The sequence below is a fragment of the Aequorivita flava genome, assembly GCF_038742595.1.
Lineage (GTDB): Bacteria > Bacteroidota > Bacteroidia > Flavobacteriales > Flavobacteriaceae > Aequorivita > Aequorivita marisscotiae.
Window position 1 is genome coordinate 113,726 of record NZ_JBANCF010000010.1, and the last position, 19,819, is coordinate 133,544.

19 protein-coding genes are annotated in these 19,819 nt (G+C 38.8%); 17 read left to right on the forward strand and 2 right to left on the reverse strand.

The features are described 5' to 3' along the window. Nucleotides 1-23: 23 nt before the first annotated feature. Together gldB and gldC are read left to right on the forward strand one after the other, a co-directional pair. Nucleotides 24-983: a gliding motility lipoprotein GldB gene (gene gldB, locus VZD24_RS12020; RefSeq protein WP_342687755.1), complete on the forward strand. Its 960-nt coding sequence runs from the start codon at nt 24-26 to the stop codon at nt 981-983. Then, on the forward strand, nt 983-1,324 hold the full coding sequence (gene gldC, locus VZD24_RS12025; protein WP_279448927.1) for a gliding motility protein GldC: 342 nt from the start codon (nt 983-985) through the stop codon (nt 1,322-1,324). Before gldB ends, gldC begins: the two co-directional genes overlap by 1 nt. A 3-nt stretch (nt 1,325-1,327) precedes the next feature. Here the strand turns inward: gldC and yihA are convergent, their stop codons facing one another. Both yihA and VZD24_RS12035 read right to left on the reverse strand, forming a co-directional pair. Continuing rightward, complete coding sequence (yihA, locus tag VZD24_RS12030; RefSeq protein WP_279448926.1) at nt 1,328-1,939, reverse strand: ribosome biogenesis GTP-binding protein YihA/YsxC; 612 nt, start codon at nt 1,937-1,939, stop codon at nt 1,328-1,330. Between the two features lie 65 nt (nt 1,940-2,004). Next, nucleotides 2,005-2,769 (reverse strand): alpha/beta fold hydrolase, encoded by a 765-nt coding sequence (locus tag VZD24_RS12035; protein ID WP_279448925.1) that lies wholly within the window; start codon nt 2,767-2,769, stop codon nt 2,005-2,007. A gap of 204 nt (nt 2,770-2,973) precedes the next feature. Between VZD24_RS12035 and mraZ the strand changes: the two genes are divergently transcribed. The 15 genes from mraZ (at nt 2,974) to VZD24_RS12110 (ending at nt 19,678) form a co-directional block, all read left to right on the forward strand. Further along, on the forward strand, nt 2,974-3,447 hold the full coding sequence (gene mraZ, locus VZD24_RS12040) for a division/cell wall cluster transcriptional repressor MraZ (RefSeq protein ID WP_342687756.1): 474 nt from the start codon (nt 2,974-2,976) through the stop codon (nt 3,445-3,447). Further along, a complete protein-coding gene (gene rsmH, locus VZD24_RS12045; RefSeq protein ID WP_342687757.1) occupies nt 3,434-4,330 on the forward strand; it encodes a 16S rRNA (cytosine(1402)-N(4))-methyltransferase RsmH in 897 nt (298 codons plus the stop codon). Before mraZ ends, rsmH begins: the two co-directional genes overlap by 14 nt. 1 nt (nt 4,331) lies before the next feature. Next, entirely contained in the window at nt 4,332-4,652 is a 321-nt protein-coding gene (locus VZD24_RS12050; protein ID WP_279448922.1) for an FtsL-like putative cell division protein, read from the forward strand. Between the two features lie 47 nt (nt 4,653-4,699). After that, entirely contained in the window at nt 4,700-6,700 is a 2,001-nt protein-coding gene (locus VZD24_RS12055; RefSeq protein ID WP_279448921.1) for a PASTA domain-containing penicillin-binding protein, read from the forward strand. Continuing rightward, nucleotides 6,697-8,160 carry a UDP-N-acetylmuramoyl-L-alanyl-D-glutamate--2,6-diaminopimelate ligase gene (locus VZD24_RS12060; RefSeq protein WP_279448920.1) on the forward strand — a complete coding sequence of 488 codons (1,464 nt, stop codon included), beginning with the start codon at nt 6,697-6,699 and terminating at the stop codon, nt 8,158-8,160. Before VZD24_RS12055 ends, VZD24_RS12060 begins: the two co-directional genes overlap by 4 nt. Nucleotides 8,161-8,164: 4 nt before the next feature. Beyond that, entirely contained in the window at nt 8,165-9,406 is a 1,242-nt protein-coding gene (gene mraY, locus VZD24_RS12065) for a phospho-N-acetylmuramoyl-pentapeptide-transferase (RefSeq protein ID WP_279448919.1), read from the forward strand. Between the two features lies 1 nt (nt 9,407). Continuing rightward, complete coding sequence (gene murD / locus VZD24_RS12070; protein ID WP_342687758.1) at nt 9,408-10,745, forward strand: UDP-N-acetylmuramoyl-L-alanine--D-glutamate ligase; 1,338 nt, start codon at nt 9,408-9,410, stop codon at nt 10,743-10,745. Between the two features lie 49 nt (nt 10,746-10,794). Next, the gene (locus VZD24_RS12075) at nt 10,795-11,985 is read left to right on the forward strand and encodes an FtsW/RodA/SpoVE family cell cycle protein (RefSeq protein WP_279448917.1); all 1,191 of its coding nucleotides are present in this window, start codon (nt 10,795-10,797) and stop codon (nt 11,983-11,985) included. Between the two features lie 71 nt (nt 11,986-12,056). After that, the gene (gene murG, locus VZD24_RS12080) at nt 12,057-13,160 is read left to right on the forward strand and encodes an undecaprenyldiphospho-muramoylpentapeptide beta-N-acetylglucosaminyltransferase (RefSeq protein ID WP_342687759.1); all 1,104 of its coding nucleotides are present in this window, start codon (nt 12,057-12,059) and stop codon (nt 13,158-13,160) included. A 33-nt stretch (nt 13,161-13,193) separates the two neighbouring features. Further along, nucleotides 13,194-14,549: a UDP-N-acetylmuramate--L-alanine ligase gene (gene murC, locus VZD24_RS12085; protein ID WP_342687760.1), complete on the forward strand. Its 1,356-nt coding sequence runs from the start codon at nt 13,194-13,196 to the stop codon at nt 14,547-14,549. Beyond that, on the forward strand, nt 14,539-15,255 hold the full coding sequence (locus tag VZD24_RS12090) for a cell division protein FtsQ/DivIB (protein WP_342687761.1): 717 nt from the start codon (nt 14,539-14,541) through the stop codon (nt 15,253-15,255). The genes murC and VZD24_RS12090 overlap by 11 nt, the downstream gene beginning before the upstream one ends. A gap of 4 nt (nt 15,256-15,259) precedes the next feature. Continuing rightward, complete coding sequence (gene ftsA, locus VZD24_RS12095) at nt 15,260-16,609, forward strand: cell division protein FtsA (RefSeq protein WP_279448913.1); 1,350 nt, start codon at nt 15,260-15,262, stop codon at nt 16,607-16,609. A gap of 79 nt (nt 16,610-16,688) precedes the next feature. After that, nucleotides 16,689-18,677, forward strand: coding sequence for a cell division protein FtsZ (ftsZ, locus tag VZD24_RS12100; protein ID WP_279448912.1), 1,989 nt, complete (start codon nt 16,689-16,691; stop codon nt 18,675-18,677). 147 nt (nt 18,678-18,824) lie between these two features. Next, on the forward strand, nt 18,825-19,274 hold the full coding sequence (locus VZD24_RS12105) for a GatB/YqeY domain-containing protein (RefSeq protein WP_342687762.1): 450 nt from the start codon (nt 18,825-18,827) through the stop codon (nt 19,272-19,274). A 146-nt stretch (nt 19,275-19,420) separates the two neighbouring features. After that, entirely contained in the window at nt 19,421-19,678 is a 258-nt protein-coding gene (locus VZD24_RS12110; protein ID WP_279448910.1) for a GIY-YIG nuclease family protein, read from the forward strand. The last annotated feature ends 141 nt before the right edge of the window (nt 19,679-19,819 follow it).

Sequence of the window (19,819 nt, forward strand, 5' to 3'; positions counted from 1 at the left end):
TAACCAAGAATAACATTTTTTATATGATAAAATATTTGATAGCGATATTTTTTGGAATTCTTTTTTTCTCGTGCAATTCTAAAAGTGAGGTTGAAAAGGAAATTGAAAAAATTCCGATGAATGTTGAGGTAATCCGTTTCGATAGGGCATTTGCGGCGGCATCTCCTGAGAATTTGCCAAAATTAAAAAAGGAGTTTCCCGCGTTTTTTCCTGAGAAATACCACGATAGTATCTGGGTTGAAAAGTTAACCGATACGCTACAAAATCAGTTGGAGCAGGAAGTGCTAAAACAATTTCCGAACGAGGGGGATTTAAAAGAAATTCTCGAGCCGCTTTTTCAGCACATAAAATATTATTTTCCAAAATTCACAACACCGGTAGTAGTTGCCGCCACATCTGACGTTGACTATAGAAACAAGGTAATTCTTGCAGACAGTATGTTGGTTATAGGATTGGACAATTACTTGGGAAGCGACCATAAATTTTACCAGGGCATAGACAAATATATTGCGAAAGAAATGAAACCGTCTCAAATAGGGCCCGATGTTGCTGAAATATACGCCAGACAACACATTAAAATACCGAATAAAAGAACATTTTTAGCGCAGATAGTTTACTTCGGAAAAGAATTATATTTAAAAGATCTTTGGCTTCCAAACACTTCCGATGCGGCAAAAATAGGCTATACCATAGAGGAGTACATTTGGGCTGAAGAAAATGAAGAATATATGTGGCGTTATTTTATAGAGAAGGAATTGCTCTATAGCACAGACCCAAAACTTGCAGCCAGATTTGTAAGCCCCGCACCGTTTTCAAAATTTTATTTAGAAATAGACAACGAATCTCCAGGTATGTTGGGAAAATATTTGGGCTGGAAAATTGTACGTGCCTATATGAAAAATAACGATACAAATGTTCAGCAATTAATGGTTACAAATGCTGATGAAATTTTTACAAATTCAAAATACAAACCTAAGAAATAATGGCAATTAAACACAATTCAGAAATACGATTAAACGTTGGTTTAGACGAAAATAAGATACCCGAAAAAATTCACTGGACAGCCGAAGATGGTGGGGTTACAAACGAAGAGACTAAAGCTGTAATGCTTTCGGTTTGGGACAATAAAAATAAGGAAAGCCTTAGAATAGACCTTTGGACAAAAGATATGCCCGTAGATGAAATGAAGATTTTTTTCCATCAAACTTTAAGTGCTATGGCAGATACTTTTCAGCGGGCTACAAACGATGAAAAAATGAGTGCTACCATGCGCGATTTTTGCGATTATTTTGCCGAAAAGTTAGAGTTAAAAAGAGGAGAGTAGCATTTAAAAATCTGGATTGCCAACAGTGGCATTTAGCTCGTCAATATAATTTAGTAATTCGTCTCTTCCGGTAAAATTACTGGCAGATGTAATAAAGTATTGGGGCATTGCTTCCCAAGTTTCGAGCATTTTTTGGATGTAAGCCTCAACGTTTCTATTTAAAGCGTTCGGCTTTAACTTGTCTGCTTTGGTAAAGATAATATTGAAAGGAATTCCGCTTTCGCCCATCCACTCCATAAATTCTAAATCTATGGGTTGTGGTTCTAAACGGCAGTCTATAAGCACAAAAGCCAAGACCATTTGTGTGCGCTTTTCGAAGTAGTTGGTTATAAATTTCTGAAAAGTTTTTTTACTACTTTTAGAAACACGGGCGTAGCCGTAACCAGGCAAATCTACCAAATACCAGCTTTTGTTAATAATAAAATGGTTAATTAGCTGTGTTTTCCCTGGCCTACCTGAAGTTTTTGCCAAGTTTTTGCGCTGCATAAGCATATTTATTAGGGAAGACTTGCCCACATTACTCCGGCCAATAAAAGCGTATTCTGGCAACCGATTCTTAGGGCATTTCGCAACATCGCTGTTGCTCATTAAAAATTCCGCAGATTTAATATGCATGCTGTTGTAATTAGATGTTGTGGGTTAAATGAGCAATATAGTTTCTCTTAGAAATCTAAACCCTTTTAAAATTTGCGTTTTTGCAACCACGCGTAGAGCAATTGATTGAATTCATTAGGGTGCTCCATCATTGCAGCATGGCCACATTTATCAATCCAGAATAATTCAGAATCTGGTAAAAGTTCGTGAAATTCTACCGCTACTTCGGGAGGGGTTACATTGTCGTTCTTCCCCCAAATAATACAGGTGGGCGTGTGCATTTTTGGCAAATCTTTTGCCATATTATGCCGAATGGCGCTTTTGGCAATAGCAAGCGTTCGAATAAGCTTTGTTCGGTCGTTTACCGTTTCGTAAACGTCGTCTACAATTTCTTTGGTTGCTATTTTTGGATCGTAAAAAACGTTTTCAGCTTTTTGTTTAATATACTCGTAATCGCCACGTTTGGGGTAGCTTTCGCCCATAGCGCTTTCGTACAATCCGGAGCTGCCGGTAATAATGAGTGCTTTAACTTTTTCTGGGTATAGCTTTGTGCACAGAAGTCCGATGTGGCCCCCCAGTGAGTTTCCTAATAAAATTACCTCCTTATAGCCCAAATGATCTATAAACTGTGCAGCGTATTTTGCGAAATTTTTCACATTAGTGCGCAGTAAGGTCATTTTGTAAATAGGCAATTCAGGGATTAGAATTTTATAGCCCTTTGGTGGAAAAAAATCGGCAACGCCATCAAAATTACTTAAACCGCCCATAAGACCGTGAAGGATAACAATTGGTGTGCCTTCACCTATTTCTAAATATGAAAATTTTCCTTCTTTCTTTAAGTTTTCTGACATGCTTGGTTGGTGCAATTTAGAATGACAAAAGTAAACAAAAATTTTTCATACAGTCTATTTATACGCCCCCTTTGTTTTTGTCAATTCAAATTTGAGGTTATCTACAATGTGGTAAAACTTATCAACAAAGTGGTAGAATGTGGTAAAAAGTGGTAAAAGTTATATATATTTGAAACTATAAATTGCAAATCGGGAATTTCCACAATGCTCAATCTAATAGGTACATACGAATGTAAAGCAGACGTAAAAGGACGCGTCATGGTGCCTGTTCCGCTTAAAAAGCAGTTGGCTGTAGTGGCTCCCGAGGGCTTTGTGATTAAGCGTGCCGTTTTTCAGCCTTGTTTAGAAATTTATCCTATGAAAGAGTGGGAAGCGTTAATGCAAAAAATGGGTGAACTTAACCGCTTCAGTAGAAAAAACAACGATTTTATCAGAAGGTTTACAGCTGGCGTTAAAACGGTGGAACTCGATGCTGCCGGACGCTTGTTGATTCCTAAAGACCTGCTAGCATTTGCGAGTATTAGCAAAGAAATTGTGCTCTCTTCCGCCATAAATATTATTGAAGTTTGGGATAAAGACAAATATGAGCAAGCTATTGATGATGCAGCAAATGATTTTGCCGATCTGGCCGAAGAGGTGATGGGAAATAAAAGCGGAGAAGACCATGGAGTATCATAATCCTGTTTTATTAAAAGAAACTGTTTCAGGTTTAAATATCAAGCCAGATGGCGTGTATGTAGATGTAACCTTCGGCGGTGGCGGACACTCACGTGAAATCTTAAAACACTTGGGTTCCAACGGAAAACTCATCGCTTTTGATCAGGATAAAGACGCGCTGAAAAATGCTATTGACGATCCGCGGTTTTTGATGGTCAATCAGAATTTTCGGTTTTTGAAACAGTTTTTAAGATTTCACGGCTATAGAACTGTTGATGGAATCTTGGGCGATTTCGGAGTTTCTTCGCATCAGTTTGATGTAGCTGAAAGAGGTTTTTCAACACGCTTTGAAGCCGATCTGGACATGCGGATGAATCGCGATAGTAATTTTTCGGCTTATACTGTTGTCAATAAATTTGAAGAAACTCAGTTGCGCAATGTGCTCTCAAATTATGGCGAATTGCGAAATGCCGCCGGAATGGCCAGGGTAATAGTTGAAGCTAGACAGGAGCAAAAAATAAAAACGAGCGAACAGCTTAAAACAGTGCTCCGTAGGTTTTTGCCAGCGCATAAGGAAAACAAAATTCTGGCTCAGATTTATCAAGCCATCCGCATAGAAGTAAACCAAGAGTTAGAGGCGCTTAAAGAATTTTTGCTGCAGACCAACGAAGTTTTAAAACCAGGCGGGCGACTTAGTTTAATTAGTTACCATTCGCTAGAGGATAGGCTGGTAAAACGCTACATACGAAACGGCTTGTTTGAAGGCGAGCCAGAAAAGGATGTATTCGGAAGGGTAGAGGTGCCTTTTAAAGCTGTGGGAAAATTTGTGATTCCCACTAAAGAAGAAATAAAATTGAACAATAGGGCTCGAAGTGCCAAACTTAGAATAGCTGAGAAATTATAACATGAAAGAAGGTTTTTACAACATTATAAAAGGAAAATTTTTGGTAAGTGATGATGCGCTGAAAAATTGGCGTTTTATCATTTTTCTTTCTGTATTGGCTTTGGTTATGATTAGCAGTTCGCACAGCGCCGATAAAAAAGTGCACGTTATTTCAAAATTAAATGCTCAAGTAAAAGAGCTGAAAAGCGAATATGTAGATGTTAGAATGCTTTTGATGCAGTCGCGAATGGAAAGTAAAATTATTGCCGCCATGGAGCGTCGGGGGTTGCAACCATCGTCAAATCCGCCGAAGCGCATTCGCATCATTGAAACAGTAAAATAAAACGAAAAAAACACGGATAGGAATTAAAAAAGAAACTGAATACAAGAATGGCATTTGAGGAAAAAAACATATTAAATCGTTTGTACATCGTTGCGGGATGTATGTTCCTATTTGCGCTTGCCATAAGCGTTAAGCTGCTTAATATTCAGTTTGTAGACGGCGATAAATATCGAGATTTGGCCAAGGAAAACACTACCAAAAATTTTATAATTCCTGCAAATCGAGGAAATATTTATGCTGATGACGGTAGCTTACTGGCTACTTCGGTGCCAAAATACGATATCCGTTTTGATGCGGTTACGGTGTCCTCGAAAGATTTCAAACAAAATTTAAAGCCGCTATCCGAAGGCTTGAGCAGCATGTTTGGAAAACCTGTTTCATACTATCAGAATAAATTAAGAAAAGCCCGCGCAGATAAAAATCGCTATTTGTTAATAGTAAAAAACTTGGGCTATTCAGATTATATAAAAGTGAAGCATTTACCGCTGTTTCAAAAAGGTCCCTATAAAGGTGGAATCATCGTAGAGCAACGAACCGTTCGCGAACATCCCATCGGGAAAATCGCACAACGTACCGTGGGCGATGAAGCTTTTGATCGTCCCGGATATTACGCAGTAGGTTTGGAAGGCGCATTTAACGATTTGCTTACCGGAAAGGAGGGCCATAGGCTAAAACAAAAAATAGCCAAGGGACAATGGAAACCTATTTCGGACGACAACGAAATAGAGCCGCAGGATGGTTACGATATTGTTTCAACCATAAATGTAAACATACAGGATATTGCGCACCATGCATTATTAAAGCAACTAGAGTATTACGAAGCCGAACACGGTACCGTAATCGTAATGGAGGTTGCCACGGGTGAGATAAAGGCTGTTTCTAATCTGGGGCGTACATCCAATGGCACTTATTACGAAAAACTTAATTATGCAGTTGGCGAATCGCACGAGCCAGGCTCAACTTTTAAAGTTATGGCGTTAATGGCTGCGTTGGAAGATAAGGTAATAGATACCAGTAGTGTTGTAGATACAGGTAATGGAAGAAAAATTTTCTACGGAAGGCCTGTTAATGATTCAAAACGCGGCGGCTATGGAAAAATTTCTGCGGCGAGGGCATTGGAAGTTTCTTCAAATATTGGGCTCGCAACAATTATTGATAATGGGTATGCCAAAAACCCGAATAAATTTATCAACCGATTAAAAAGCTGGCATCTCGATAAAAAAACAGGAATTGCAATTAAAGGGGAAGGCCAACCTATGATTCCCCAGCCGGGCGATAAAAAATGGAGCAAGAACGCGCTGCCTTCTATAGCCTATGGCTATAACTTACAGCTTACGCCGCTTCAAACCTTAACATTTTACAACGCTATTGCAAATAAAGGAGTAATGGTGAAACCTCGCTTTATAAAAGAGGTGCGCGCTTGGAATGAAAAGGTAACGGTCTATGATACCAAAGTGATTAATCCTAAAATTTGTTCAGATAAAACCTTAAATGAAATTAAGGAAATAATGAAAAATACAGTAAAACGCGGAACTGGCAAATCGCTCTACTCCCCCGATTTTTCAATGGCCGGAAAAACGGGAACTGCCCGTACCGAATATTGGTTTCCTGACTGGAACAGTAATCCGCGCTATATTTCATCGTTTGCAGGATTTTTTCCGGCAGACAATCCCAAATATTCGTGCATCGTAATAATTCATAAGCCAAGTACTAAAAGAGGTTTTTATGGTGCAGACGTTTCTGGGCCTGTGTTTAAACGCGTAGCTCAGAAAATATTTACAGAGTCCCGAAATATTGATAAGGTAGAGCGCATAGAACAGCCAGACCCAATCATTGAGATGGATTTTGAAAAGTATTACGCCAAGCTTCAGCAGCCGTCTAAAACCATTCCGAATGTTACCGGAATGGCAGGTATGGATGCCGTTTCGCTTTTAGAAAACCTTGGCCTAAAAGTGCAAGTTGTGGGCAATGGAAGCGTTGATAGCCAATCTATAAAATCTGGCGAATCCCTAAAAAAAGGACAACTAATTACCCTTAATTTATCGTGATATTGTTAAGAGACATATTGTATAAGGTTACCATCGAAAGTGTTGTAGGTAGCACCTCTGTGGCTATTAACAACATACAATTTGATTCTCGAAAGGTTTCTTTAAACGATGTTTTTATCGCGGTAAAGGGATCCGTTTCAGACGGGCATGAATTTATTAAAAAAGCGGCCGATCAAGGAGCATTAGCCATTATTTGCGAAACAATGCCCGATCTTATTATCAACGGCATTACATACGTACAAGTTGCTAATACCCACAGTGCCTTGGCCATTATGGCTGCCAATTATTTTGGTAATCCTTCAGAAGAATTGAAACTCGTTGGAATTACCGGTACCAACGGCAAGACAACAATTTCTTCACTTTTATATCAGCTCTTCAAAAAGGCCGGAACCGAAGTAGGGTTGCTTTCTACTGTAAAAATATTGGTGGGCGACACCGAATACAAAACCACGCACACCACGCCCGATTCACTGACCATAAATAGTTATTTACGAAAAATGGTAGATGCGGGGGTAGAATTCTGCTTTATGGAAGTTAGTTCGCACGGCATACATCAAAAACGAACGGATGCATTACATTTTGTTGGGGGCATCTTCACAAATTTGTCGCACGACCATTTAGATTATCACAAGGATTTTGCAGAATACCGCGATGTAAAAAAATCATTTTTTGACAATTTGCCAAAATCTGCTTTCGCATTGGTAAATATAGACGACAAAAACGGTTTGGTGATGCTTCAAAATACAAAGGCGAAAAAATTTACGTACGCCTTAAAAACATATGCAGACTACAAAGCGCAAATTTTAGAAAGCCAGTTTACTGGGCAACTCATAAAAATAAATAACCAGGATTTATGGGTAAAATTAATTGGTAGTTTTAATGCATATAACCTGCTGGCAATTTATGGAGCTTCCAAATTGTTAGGTTTGGAGGAGTTAGAAATTCTTCAGATTATGAGCACGTTAAATAGTGTGGATGGGAGATTTCAATATTTAATTTCAGAAAATAAAATTACCGCAATTGTTGATTATGCACACACTCCCGATGCTTTACAAAATGTACTTGAAACTATAAACAACATTAGAACGGGTAATGAGCAGGTAATTACTGTTGTGGGTTGTGGTGGCGATCGCGATAATCAAAAGCGCCCCGTAATGGGTAAAATTGCCGCTACTTTAAGCACGCGCGTTGTATTTACAAGTGATAATCCACGAACCGAAAATCCAGAAAAAATAATTGAACAAATTGAAGCTGGTGTGCCGGCAGAGCATTATAAAAGAACAATTTCAATTACAAATAGGAAAGAAGCCATTAAAGCAGCGTGCCAAATGGCAGAAGAAAACGACATTATTTTAATTGCTGGGAAAGGCCATGAGACCTATCAGGAAATTAATGGCGAACGCTTTGATTTTGATGATTTTAAAATTGTAAAACAAACATTAACCACCTTAAACAAATAACCAAATGCTCTACTACCTTTTTGAATATTTGGATAAAACCTACGACATACCGGGCACTGGCTTGTTTAATTTTATTTCGTTTCGGGCTATCGCTGCGGTAATACTGTCGTTATTTATTGCCACCGTTTACGGAAAAAAGATAATTGAGTTTTTAAGAAAAAAGCAAGTGGGCGAGTCTATTCGCGATCTTGGGTTGGATGGGCAAAATGAAAAGGCCGGAACCCCAACTATGGGTGGTATTATAATAATACTAGCTACGCTTATTCCCGTTTTACTTTTCGCAAAACTGGAAAATATTTATGTAATTCTTTTAATAGTAACCACTCTTTGGATGGGCGTAATCGGATTTATAGACGATTACATTAAAAAATTTAAAAACGATAAACAGGGGCTGCCCGGCAAGTTTAAGGTTATTGGGCAAATTGGTTTAGGGCTATTTGTGGGACTCACAATGTATTTGCACCCAGATATTGTAGTGGAAAGAACTGTTCAAAATCCGGAAACTGAAACGGAAATTGCGCGCGTAATTGAAAAGGAATCAACCAATACGTTTTATGTAAAGGACAAATCTTTATTAACTACCATTCCTTTTGTAAAGGAAAATGAATTTAACTATTCAGAACTAATAAGCTGGGTGGGCGGTAACTACCAAAGTTATGTTTGGATCATCTTTATTCCCATTGTAATTTTTATAATTACTGCTGTTTCAAATGGCGCCAATCTCACCGACGGAATTGATGGTCTGGCAGCGGGAACATCGGCAATTATTGCACTTACGTTGGCATTTTTTGCTTGGGTTTCGGGAAACGTAATTTTTTCGGATTATCTCAATATAATGTATATCCCGAACACGGGCGAGATGACCATTTTTATTACCGCATTTGTGGGGGCACTTATTGGTTTTTTATGGTACAATACCTATCCCGCGCAAGTATTTATGGGCGATACGGGTAGTTTAACTATTGGGGGGATTATAGCCGTAATTGCTATTGCTGTTCGAAAGGAACTGTTAATTCCCATCCTCTGCGGCATATTTTTAATGGAAAATTTATCTGTGGTTCTCCAAGTAAGTTGGTTTAAATACACAAAGAAAAGATTTGGAGAAGGTCGCCGTATTTTCAGAATGTCGCCGCTACATCATCATTACCAAATTAAAGGTTTTCACGAAAGTAAAATTGTAACGCGCTTTTGGATTGTGGGAATTTTCCTTGCAATTATTACACTGGTTACACTTAAAATTAGATAAAGTGAAACAGCAATTGGCAATTCTGGGCGGAGGAGAAAGTGGTGTGGGAACTGCCATTTTAGGAAAAAAGAAGGGGTTTGAAGTGTTTGTGTCAGACTTTGGAAAATTAAAGGAAAAATACAAACAAGTTCTTATAAATAATGAGATTGAATGGGAAGAGGAAGGCCATTCCGAAGAGAGAATTTTTGCAGCGACCTTGGTAATGAAGAGCCCGGGAATTCCCGACTCGGCGCCAATCGTTCAAAAATTACACAAAAGAGGAGTAAATGTGGTTTCTGAAATTGAATTCGCTTCAAAATTCACAACGGCTACAATTGTAGGAATTACCGGGAGCAACGGAAAAACTACCACGGCAAGCCTCACTTATAAATTGTTGAGCGACGGTGGCTTGAACGTGGCTTTGGGTGGAAATATTGGAAAGAGTTTTGCCGAACAAGTGGCCGAAGACACGTATAAAAATTTTGTACTTGAATTAAGCAGTTTTCAGCTTGATGGAATAGAAAATTTTGCGCCGCACATAGCGGTTTTAACCAATTTGAGCCCCGATCATTTGGATAGGTATGATTATAAATACGAAAATTATATCGCTTCAAAATTTCGGATACTAATGAATCAGACGTCGAAAGATTATTTCATTTATAACGCAGATGATGAAGAAATTTTAAAATGGCTTTCAAACAACCCAATAAAATCGAAACCGCTGCCTTTTTCAACTAAAAAAGAACTGAAACAAGGCGCATATAAAAGAAACAACGAAATAATAATAAAAATAAATAATACAGAATATACTATGCCAATCGCAACAATAGGAATACAGGGGGAACACAATGTGAAAAACGCCATGGCTGCTTCTACCGTAGCCACCTTACTCAGAATACGAAAACAAACAATCCGCGAAAGCCTGGAAGGATTTCAAGGAGTGGAGCACAGGCTGGAAAAGGTATTAAAAATTAATAATGTGTTGTATGTTAACGATTCTAAAGCCACCAATGTAAACGCCACATTTTTTGCTTTAGATAGTATGGAAAACCCAACGGTATGGATCGTTGGCGGCGTAGATAAAGGTAATGATTACACAGAACTTTTGCCTTTGGTTAACGAAAAAGTGAAGGCAATAATCTGTCTGGGCGTTGACAATCAGAAAATAATAAATGCCTTCGGAAATGTTATTGATACAATTATTGAAGCAGATTCTATGCCGATGGCGGTTGAAATTGCCTATAAACTTGCTGAACGAAATAACACGGTTTTGCTTTCCCCCGCTTGTGCGAGTTTTGACTTGTTTGAAAATTATGAAGATCGCGGCAGACAGTTTAAAGATGCCGTTAGAAACCTATAAAAAAAAATATAACGGTGTTGCAAAATATATATAACCAGAAACATTTAAAGTGAAGAGTATTTTTCATTACATACAAGGCGATAAAGCAATTTGGGGCGTTGTGGGGCTTTTGGCTCTCTTCTCCTTTTTGCCAGTATATAGCTCCAGCAGCAACCTTGCTTATTTGTACGGAGACGGAAGTACTTTGCCGTATTTGTTAAGGCACTTTTCGCATTTGGTTTTGGGATTTGCAATATTGTATGGTGTTCATAAAATTCCGTATCATTATTTCCGCGGGCTTTCCATTATTGCAATGCCATTAATAATCTTGCTTTTAATTGCAACTATGGCCGAAGGCACCACAATTGACGGAGCGAATGCTAGTCGGTGGATTCGCTTGCCCTTTGTTGGTATTACGTTTCAAACTTCAACTTTGGCGGGGGTGGTTTTAATGACGTATGTGGCTCGATACTTGTCGCGAATTAAAGATAAAACAGTTTCGTTTAAAGAAACCATTTTACCGCTCTGGGTACCCGTATTTTTTGTACTTGCATTAATTCTACCCGCTAACCTTTCTACTACAGCCATTTTCTTTTCTATGATTGTAATGCTGGTATTTGTTGGTGGTTATCCGTTACGATATTTAGGTATTATTCTAGGTGCGGGGCTTCTTTTTTTAACCCTTTTCGTACTTACAGCAAAAGCTTTTCCGGGCGTTTTTCCGAATCGGGTTGATACCTGGATGAGCCGGATTGAAAATTTTAGCGACGATAAAGATACCGAAGCCGATTACCAAATTGAAAAAGCAAAAATAGCCATTGCGTCTGGAGGAATTGCTGGTTTGGGGCCGGGTAAAAGCGTTCAGAAAAACTTTTTGCCGCAATCTTCTTCAGATTTTATATACGCGATAATTGTTGAGGAGTTTGGCTTATTGGGTGGTATGTTTTTAATGGTGCTTTACCTGTTTTTATTATTTAGAATAGTTGTTGTTGCACATAAATCTACGTCTATTTTCGGGAAATTACTCGCCATTGGCGTTGGCTTGCCCATTGTTTTTAGAGCGATGATAAACATGGCGGTTGCGGTGGAATTATTCCCTGTTACGGGTCAGAATTTACCATTAATTAGTAGCGGAGGTACCTCTATTTGGATGACGTGTATGGCACTGGGAATGATTTTAAGTGTGAGTGCAAAACGCGAAGTGGCGCCAAAAGAAGAAACTGAAGAAAATCCATTGGATATTTTAAGCGAAACGATTTAAAAGTAGAGACGCACGGAGGTGCGTCTAATCGAACAGATAGAAAAGAACAAAGAACAAAGAGAAAAGAAACTGTGAAACCAAAATTCATCATATCAGGCGGCGGCACCGGGGGGCATATCTACCCGGCAGTTGCCATTGCAAACGAGTTAAAAACCCGTTTCCCCGATGCTGAATTTTTATTCGTGGGCGCAGCCGATAGAATGGAGATGGAAAAAGTACCGCAAGCTGGATACAAAATTACCGGTTTATGGATTTCAGGGCTACAGCGTAGTTTGTCGCTACAGAATTTAGCGTTTCCCCTAAAACTAATTACAAGCTTGTGGAAGTCGTTAAAAATTATACAAAAGTTTAAACCCCATCTGGCAATTGGCACGGGCGGTTTTGCTAGTGGCCCATTATTACGAGTGGCTGCCTTTCGCGGTATTCCTTGTTTAATCCAAGAGCAGAACAGTCACGCTGGAATCACGAATAAATGGTTAAGCGGCAAGGTGCAGAAAATCTGTGTAGCTTATGAAGGCATGGCGAAATTTTTTCCAGCTGAAAAAATAAAACTCACCGGCAATCCGGTGCGCCAAGATTTATTGAATGTTTCATCAAAGCGAGCGGAGGCATTAGCTTTTTTCAATTTAGAAGAAGACAAAAAAACGGTGCTTGTTTTAGGAGGAAGTTTAGGAGCCCGAAAAATTAATGAGCTGATGGAAAAGTCGCTTCCATTTTTTAAAAAACAGCAATTACAGGTTATATGGCAATGTGGAAAGTATTACGAAACAACCTATAAAAATAAGGGAAGTGAAACGGTTCAAATTCATACATTTTTAAACAGAATGGATTTGGCCTATGCCGCGGCAGACTTTATTATTTCGAGAGCTGGTGCTCTTTCGGTTTCAGAACTGTGTTTGGTGGGGAAGCCCGTAATATTTATTCCATCGCCAAATGTGGCAGAAGATCATCAAACCAAAAATGCAATGGCAATTGCTACTAAAAATGCTGCATTGGTTATAAAGGAAAGTGAATTGGAATCTGAGTTTCAACAGGAATTTTCGGCTTTAATAGCTTCGGAAAAAAAACAAAAATTGCTGTCTGAAAACATTAAAAAACTAGCCAAACCCAATGCTACAAAGGATATAGTTGCAGAAATTGAAAAACTCCTTGCGCCGACATTGACAAAAATGTAGAATTTAAATATATAATGCTTAAAAACTAAAATTTTGAATAACCTAAACAATATACAAACTTTCTATTTCGTCGGAATTGGCGGCATTGGAATGAGTGCGCTTGCACGCTATTTCAACATGCAGGGGAAGGCTGTATTTGGTTATGACAAAACACCAACCGATTTAACCGATGCATTAATTGCCGAAGGGATAAAGGTGACTTTTAACGATGATATTTCAGAAATTGATAAAAAGGTTATTCAAAAAGAAGATGTGTTGGTGGTTTACACTCCCGCAATTCCGAAGGGTAACAAAGTTTTAAATTATTTCTTTGCCGAAGGATTTTCTATTGTAAAACGAGCACAGCTTTTGGGTGAAGTTTCAAAAAACACGCTGTGTTTAGCGGTTGCGGGTACGCATGGCAAAACCACCACCTCAGCAATTTTGGGCCATTTATTGGCCGAATGCAATATGCCTGTAACTGCATTTTTAGGTGGAATTGCAGAAAATTACAATTCGAATTTTATTTACAATGGCAGTGAAATTACAGTTGTGGAAGCCGATGAATTTGACCGTTCATTTCTGCAATTACAGCCAGATATTGCCTGTATAACCTCAATGGATGCAGATCATTTAGATATTTATGGCGATGCTTCCGAAATAGAAAATGCGTTCCGGGCTTTTGCAAATTTGGTCGAAAAAGAAGAACACGTTTTTATTAAACAGAATCTTCCATTGGACGGCATGACCGTTGCCATTGGAGAAAATGCAGATTACCAAGCGCAGGATGTTAAGATTAAAAACGGCGCATATAATTTCAATTTACAAACCCCGGATATTCGAATAGAGAATTTAGTTTTTCATCTTCCTGGGCACCACAATCTTACAAATGCCATCATGGCTTTGGGCATGGCGATTTTAGCAGGCTCCCCAACCGATCGTTTGCCCAAAGCGTTGGCATCATTTAAGGGTGTAAAACGTCGTTTTTCGTATAAAATTAAAACAGATGCACTGGTATTGATAGACGATTATGCGCACCACCCAACAGAAATTGACGCGCTTTTTCAGGCGGTGAATGAAATGTATCCGAACGATGGCAAACAGATAGTTTTTCAGCCACATCTATTTAGCAGAACCCGCGATTTTGGAGAAGGATTTGCAAAAAGCCTTTCACAGTTTGATGAAGTGGTATTGTTAGATATTTATCCCGCAAGAGAAGAACCCATTGAGGGCATAACTTCAAAATGGCTCTTGGACCAAATAAATGTTATTCAAAAAAGGGTGGTTTTTAAATCGGCTTTGCCCGAAATTTTATTAAAGTCAGAATGTAAAATTAAATTATTGGTTGGTGCCGGAGACATTGGCGCAGAAGTTACTAACCTAACAAAAATTTTGAAGAATGAAACGTAGTTTAGATGTCATAAAATTTATCCTGCTGCTGGTAGTTTTGGCGTTTCTTTTCAGCTTCACCAAAAAGCGAAATGACGCTCGAAAAATCAGCAAATTGGAAATTCAATTTGTAGATGAAAACAGCCCGTTTATCACATTTAATACAGTTAATAAATTGTTGATACAAAATCATGAGAAGGTTACGAGCATAGGTAAAGAAACTTTAGTTTTGAAGGAGATGGAGGAAAGACTGCGGAAAAACCCTATGGTTCGTGATGCTCAGGTATATGTGTCGGTAAACGGTGCCTTGGGCGCGAAGATTGAGCAGCGTAGGCCTATAGGCAGAGTGTCTGCTTCGCCGGATTATTATCTGGATGCCGATGGCGAAATGATGCCATTATCAACAGTTTACTCCGCGAGAGTACCTATAATTTCGGGAACTTCAAAAAATAATTTTAATGAAGTTACCGCTTTGTTGCTAAAAATTGATGAAGATGAATTTATGAAACAAATGGTTGTAGGAATAAACAGAAGCGCCGACGGTTCGTTAGATTTCGAGCTTCGGAAAACGGAACTTAAATTGCTTTTTGGGCAACCGGAAAATATAACACAGAAGTTTCAAAACTTTAAAGCTTTTTATAAAAAAACAAAACAAGACAGTACGCTATTTGGGTACAAAATGGCAAATCTGAAATTTGATAATCAGGTAATTGCCACAAAAAAGTAAGGCCATGGAAAACGATAATATTGCTGTAGGATTGGATATTGGAACTACCAAAATAGTTGCCATGATCGGGAGAAAAAACGATTATGGCAAAATGGAGGTTTTGGGGATTGGAAAAGCAAAAAGCCTTGGGGTGCATCGTGGGGTTGTTAACAATATTACCCAAACCATACAGTCTATCCAGCAAGCGGTTCAGGATGCAGAAACTTCTTCAGGTATGAAAATAAAGGAAGTAGTCGTGGGCATTGCTGGGCAACATATTCGAAGTCTTCAACATAGCGACTACATTACCCGTGCTAATGGCGAAGATGTAATAAAAGAAGAAGATATTGACCGTCTTTGTAATCAGGTTCACAAACTTGTTATGCTTCCGGGCGAAGAAATATTGCACGTTTTGCCACAAGATTTTAAAGTGGACGGACAAGCCGAAATTAAAGAGCCAATTGGGATGTACGGGGCGCGTTTAGAAGCTAATTTTCACGTGGTAGTAGGGCAGGTCTCTTCTATTCGTAATGTGGGAAGATGTATAAAAAGCGCAGGTTTGGAGCTTTCGGCAATTACGCTAGAGCCACTGGCTTCGGCAAAAGCTGTTTTAAGCCAAGAAGAAAAAGAGGCGGGCGTAGCGTTAATTGATATTGGGGGAGGAACTACAGATTTGGCAATTTTTAAAGACGGAATTATTCGCCACACCGCTGTAATTCCTTTTGGTGGAAATGTAATTACCGAAGACATAAAAGAAGGTTGTTCTATTATTGAAAAGCAAGCTGAACTTCTGAAAATTAAATTTGGTTCTGCATGGCCTGGAGAGAATAAAGACAACGAAATAGTCTCTATCCCTGGATTGCGCGGTAGAGAACCAAAGGAAATTAGTTTAAAAAACCTGTCGAAAATTATCCATGCCCGGGTTATCGAGATAATTGAGCAGGTTTATATGGAAGTAAAAAATTACGGCCACGAAGACCCCAAAAAGAAACTTATTGCCGGAATTGTACTAACAGGTGGCGGTGCGCAGCTTCAGCATATTAAGCAACTGGTAGAATACATTACCGGAATGGACACCAGAATTGGTTACCCCAATGAGCATTTGGCGGGCGATAGCGATGCAGAAACTACCAGTCCAATGTATGCAACTGCGGTTGGTTTGGTATTAAATAGCTTGGAAAGTAAAGAGAAATCTTTAATGAAACATTTTCCGCACGATGCAGAGGAGCAAGAAGAAAACACAAAGATGGAAGCAGCTGAAGCGGAAGACGAGGATGATGAAGATACAACCAATACCAAAGAACAGAAAACATCAAAACGATTTTTTGATAAATGGGCAGAACGGTTTAAAGAATTTTTAGACAACGCCGAATAACGGAGATGTGTGATGCATCGCGTATAAACCGATTAAATATCGGGAGTAGAATATAAAAATTGCGATAAAAAATAAAACTATGAGCAGCAAAACAGAATTTGATAACATTTCATTCGACCTGCCAAAAAACCAATCAAATGTGATTAAGGTTATTGGCGTTGGAGGTGGAGGTAGTAATGCCATTAACCATATGTTCAGCCAGGGCATAAAAGGAGTTGACTTTGTAATATGCAATACAGATTCACAGGCTTTAGAAAATAGCCCGGTGCCAATTAAAATCCAGTTGGGAGTTTCTCTTACCGAAGGTTTAGGTGCTGGTGCAAATCCACAGGTAGGCGAGCAATCTGCTGTTGAGAGCATGGAAGAAATTAGAAGCATGCTCACCACCAATACCAAAATGATCTTTATTACTGCCGGTATGGGCGGTGGTACAGGTACCGGTGCGGCGCCAATTATTGCAAAAATGGCGAAAGATATGGACATTCTCACCGTGGGTATTGTTACCATTCCCTTTCAATTTGAAGGAAAAACCAGAAACGATCAAGCCCAGATTGGAGTTGAAAAACTACGACAGAATGTAGATTCATTGGTGGTTATCAATAATAATAAATTACGTGAAGTATATGGAAACTTAGGATTTAAGGCAGGTTTCTCAAAAGCCGATGAAGTCTTGGCCACCGCTGCTCGTGGTATTGCCGAAGTAATTACACATCACTACACGCAAAACATTGACCTTCGCGATGCTAAAACAGTACTGGCTAACAGTGGTACAGCAATTATGGGGAGCGCGACGGCCTCAGGAGCCAATAGGGCTAAAGAAGCTATTGGCAAAGCCTTAGATTCACCGCTATTAAACGATAATAAAATAAAGGGTGCCAAAAACGTATTGCTGCTTATCGTTTCTGGAACAGATGAAATTACTATTGATGAAATAGGCGAAATAAGCGATCATATCCAGAATGAAGCGGGTCATAGCGCAAACATAATTATGGGGGTGGGCGACGAAGAAAATCTGGAAGGTTCCATTTCAATTACTGTAATTGCTACAGGTTTCAACATCGAACAACAGAACGAAATAGTAAATACAGAAACAAAAAAGATAATTCATACCCTTGAAGATGAACAAAAAGCGGTACAGGACCTTACGCCAAAACCAACGGCTAGTCCCGTCAGATTGCCAGAAAAGCCGTTAAATACAGAAACTAAAACCGAAGCGCCCGAAGCAACGGTTGTAAAGCACACGCTATTTGACGAAGCCGAGCTAGAAGTAAAACCACCGTTTGAAGGATATATTAAAACTTCCGAATTATTAAAAAACCTAAAAGTTTCATACGAAGAAGTTAAAGCAAACAATATTGAAGAATTTAACCAAGTAGAAGTAAATAAAATAAACGTAAACGAATTTGTAATTGTTGAAGCACCAAAAAAGCAACAGGAAAACACGTTTAAAGCTACTCAAGAAACAGCTCAAGACAACGATGATCAAATATTAATGTTTGATTTGCCCATAAATGCCAACGCTCAAAAATCTAACAAAAAGGAGCAGAAAGAGGAAGAAACAGTTTTCTTTAATTTAAGTGAAATTGAAGTAAAAGACCACGTAGAGGTTGTACCTGTTACAGAAGTTTCTGGCAACGGAATAAAACGCTACAGCCTCGACGATTACCAAGAGGTGGAAAACCATTTAAACAGCGCTAAACCAAAAAAAGAAGCTGCGCAAGAAACAGAAGACGAGGAAATAGTTTTTGAAAAAAGAACTATTTCTGAGCCTAATATTGAAGAAGCTCCCGATAGTGGTGAAGAAGATCCAATGAATTCGCCTATTTCAAAAATATTAAGCGATAGAGCCGAAGAGCGGAAGCGAAAAATGAAGGAATTTAATTATAAGTTTAAAAACAGCCCTTCCAGGATTGATGAAATAGAAAAACAACCCGCTTACAAAAGAATGGGGATAGATTTGAACGAAACTAAAAACGAATCAAACATTTCTAGAACATCAGTTAATACAGATGCTGACGACATTGAACTGCGCCGAAACAATTCATTTTTGCACGATAACGTCGATTAATAAATTTTTTACACTTGAAGCAACCCCGGATTAATTTTTTTGAATTCGGGGTTTTATTTTACAAATTTTCTAAAGAAAAACTAAGGGAGTAGTGCCTTGGGTTTGGCTATATTTAAGTATCTTCGTACGCAATAAAAAAGTATAAAAATGAGCTTACAAGAAAAGATAATGGAGGCGATGAAAACCGCAATGAAAACGAAAGATACACAATCTTTGGAAGCATTGCGTTCAGTGAAATCTGCATTGCTTTTGGCACAAACCGAAACAGGCTCGAAGACAGAAATAAGCGAAGCAGAAGAAATAAAACTACTTCAAAAACAGGTAAAACAGCGAAAGGATAGTGCTGCAATTTTTAAAAAACAGGGGCGAGAAGATTTGGCAGAACCGGAATTAATTCAAGCTCAAGTAATAGCACAGTTTTTACCGCAACAATTAAGTGAAGAAGAAGTTAATAAAGTAGTAGCCCAAATAATAGCTGAAACTGGCGCATCTTCAATGGCAGATATGGGGAAGGTTATGGGATTGGCTAGTGCAAAATTGGGAGGAAAAGCCGATGGTAAAACCATATCGACAGCTGTAAAGTCTCGGCTTTCCTAATAAAAAAACTTTCTGCTCACGCAGAATTATGGCCGCGTGGCGCAACTGAATACCCGTCCGAACGTGACTAACGTCAGTTAGGCTCGGGCGGGGCGCATCAGATTTCGGCTCTGAGAGTTGTGGTTTATCAGAAAAGATGTGAAGTAATGTTTTACATTTACGTTCTCTATAGTGTTAAGTTTGATAGAATGTATGTTGGCATGACAATTAATTGTGAGCATCGATTAAGGCAGCATAATTCTGGAAAAACACAATCAACAAAGGCATTTATGCCATGGATAATTATTCATAAGGAAGAATATTTAACAAGAGAAGAGGCTAGAGATAGAGAAAGATATTTAAAGAGTGCGGCAGGGAGAAGATGGAGAAGAAAGCACTTAAATTTGGCCGCGTGGCGCAACTGAATACCCGTCCGAACGTGACAAACGTCAGTTAGGCTCGGGCGGGGCGCATCAGATTTCGGCTCTGAGAGTTGTGGTTTATCAGAAAAGATGTGAAGTAATGTTTTACATTTACGTTCTCTATAGTGTTAAGTTTGATAGAAT

Bases quoted from the DNA above. Each gene is read 5' to 3' on its own strand.
- VZD24_RS12055 (WP_279448921.1), top strand. From the start codon at position 4,700: ATGGCATTTGAGGAAAAAAACATATTAAATCGTTTGTACATCGTTGCG.
- gldC (WP_279448927.1), top strand. From the start codon at position 983: ATGGCAATTAAACACAATTCAGAAATACGATTAAACGTTGGTTTAGAC.
- VZD24_RS12105 (WP_342687762.1), top strand. From the start codon at position 18,825: ATGAGCTTACAAGAAAAGATAATGGAGGCGATGAAAACCGCAATGAAA.
- VZD24_RS12110 (WP_279448910.1), top strand. From the start codon at position 19,421: ATGTTTTACATTTACGTTCTCTATAGTGTTAAGTTTGATAGAATGTAT.
- ftsZ (WP_279448912.1), top strand. From the start codon at position 16,689: ATGAGCAGCAAAACAGAATTTGATAACATTTCATTCGACCTGCCAAAA.
- yihA (WP_279448926.1), bottom strand. From the start codon at position 1,939: ATGCATATTAAATCTGCGGAATTTTTAATGAGCAACAGCGATGTTGCG.
- gldB (WP_342687755.1), top strand. From the start codon at position 24: ATGATAAAATATTTGATAGCGATATTTTTTGGAATTCTTTTTTTCTCG.
- VZD24_RS12050 (WP_279448922.1), top strand. From the start codon at position 4,332: ATGAAAGAAGGTTTTTACAACATTATAAAAGGAAAATTTTTGGTAAGT.
- mraZ (WP_342687756.1), top strand. From the start codon at position 2,974: ATGCTCAATCTAATAGGTACATACGAATGTAAAGCAGACGTAAAAGGA.
- mraY (WP_279448919.1), top strand. From the start codon at position 8,165: ATGCTCTACTACCTTTTTGAATATTTGGATAAAACCTACGACATACCG.
- VZD24_RS12035 (WP_279448925.1), bottom strand. From the start codon at position 2,769: ATGTCAGAAAACTTAAAGAAAGAAGGAAAATTTTCATATTTAGAAATA.
- ftsA (WP_279448913.1), top strand. From the start codon at position 15,260: ATGGAAAACGATAATATTGCTGTAGGATTGGATATTGGAACTACCAAA.
- VZD24_RS12090 (WP_342687761.1), top strand. From the start codon at position 14,539: ATGAAACGTAGTTTAGATGTCATAAAATTTATCCTGCTGCTGGTAGTT.
- rsmH (WP_342687757.1), top strand. From the start codon at position 3,434: ATGGAGTATCATAATCCTGTTTTATTAAAAGAAACTGTTTCAGGTTTA.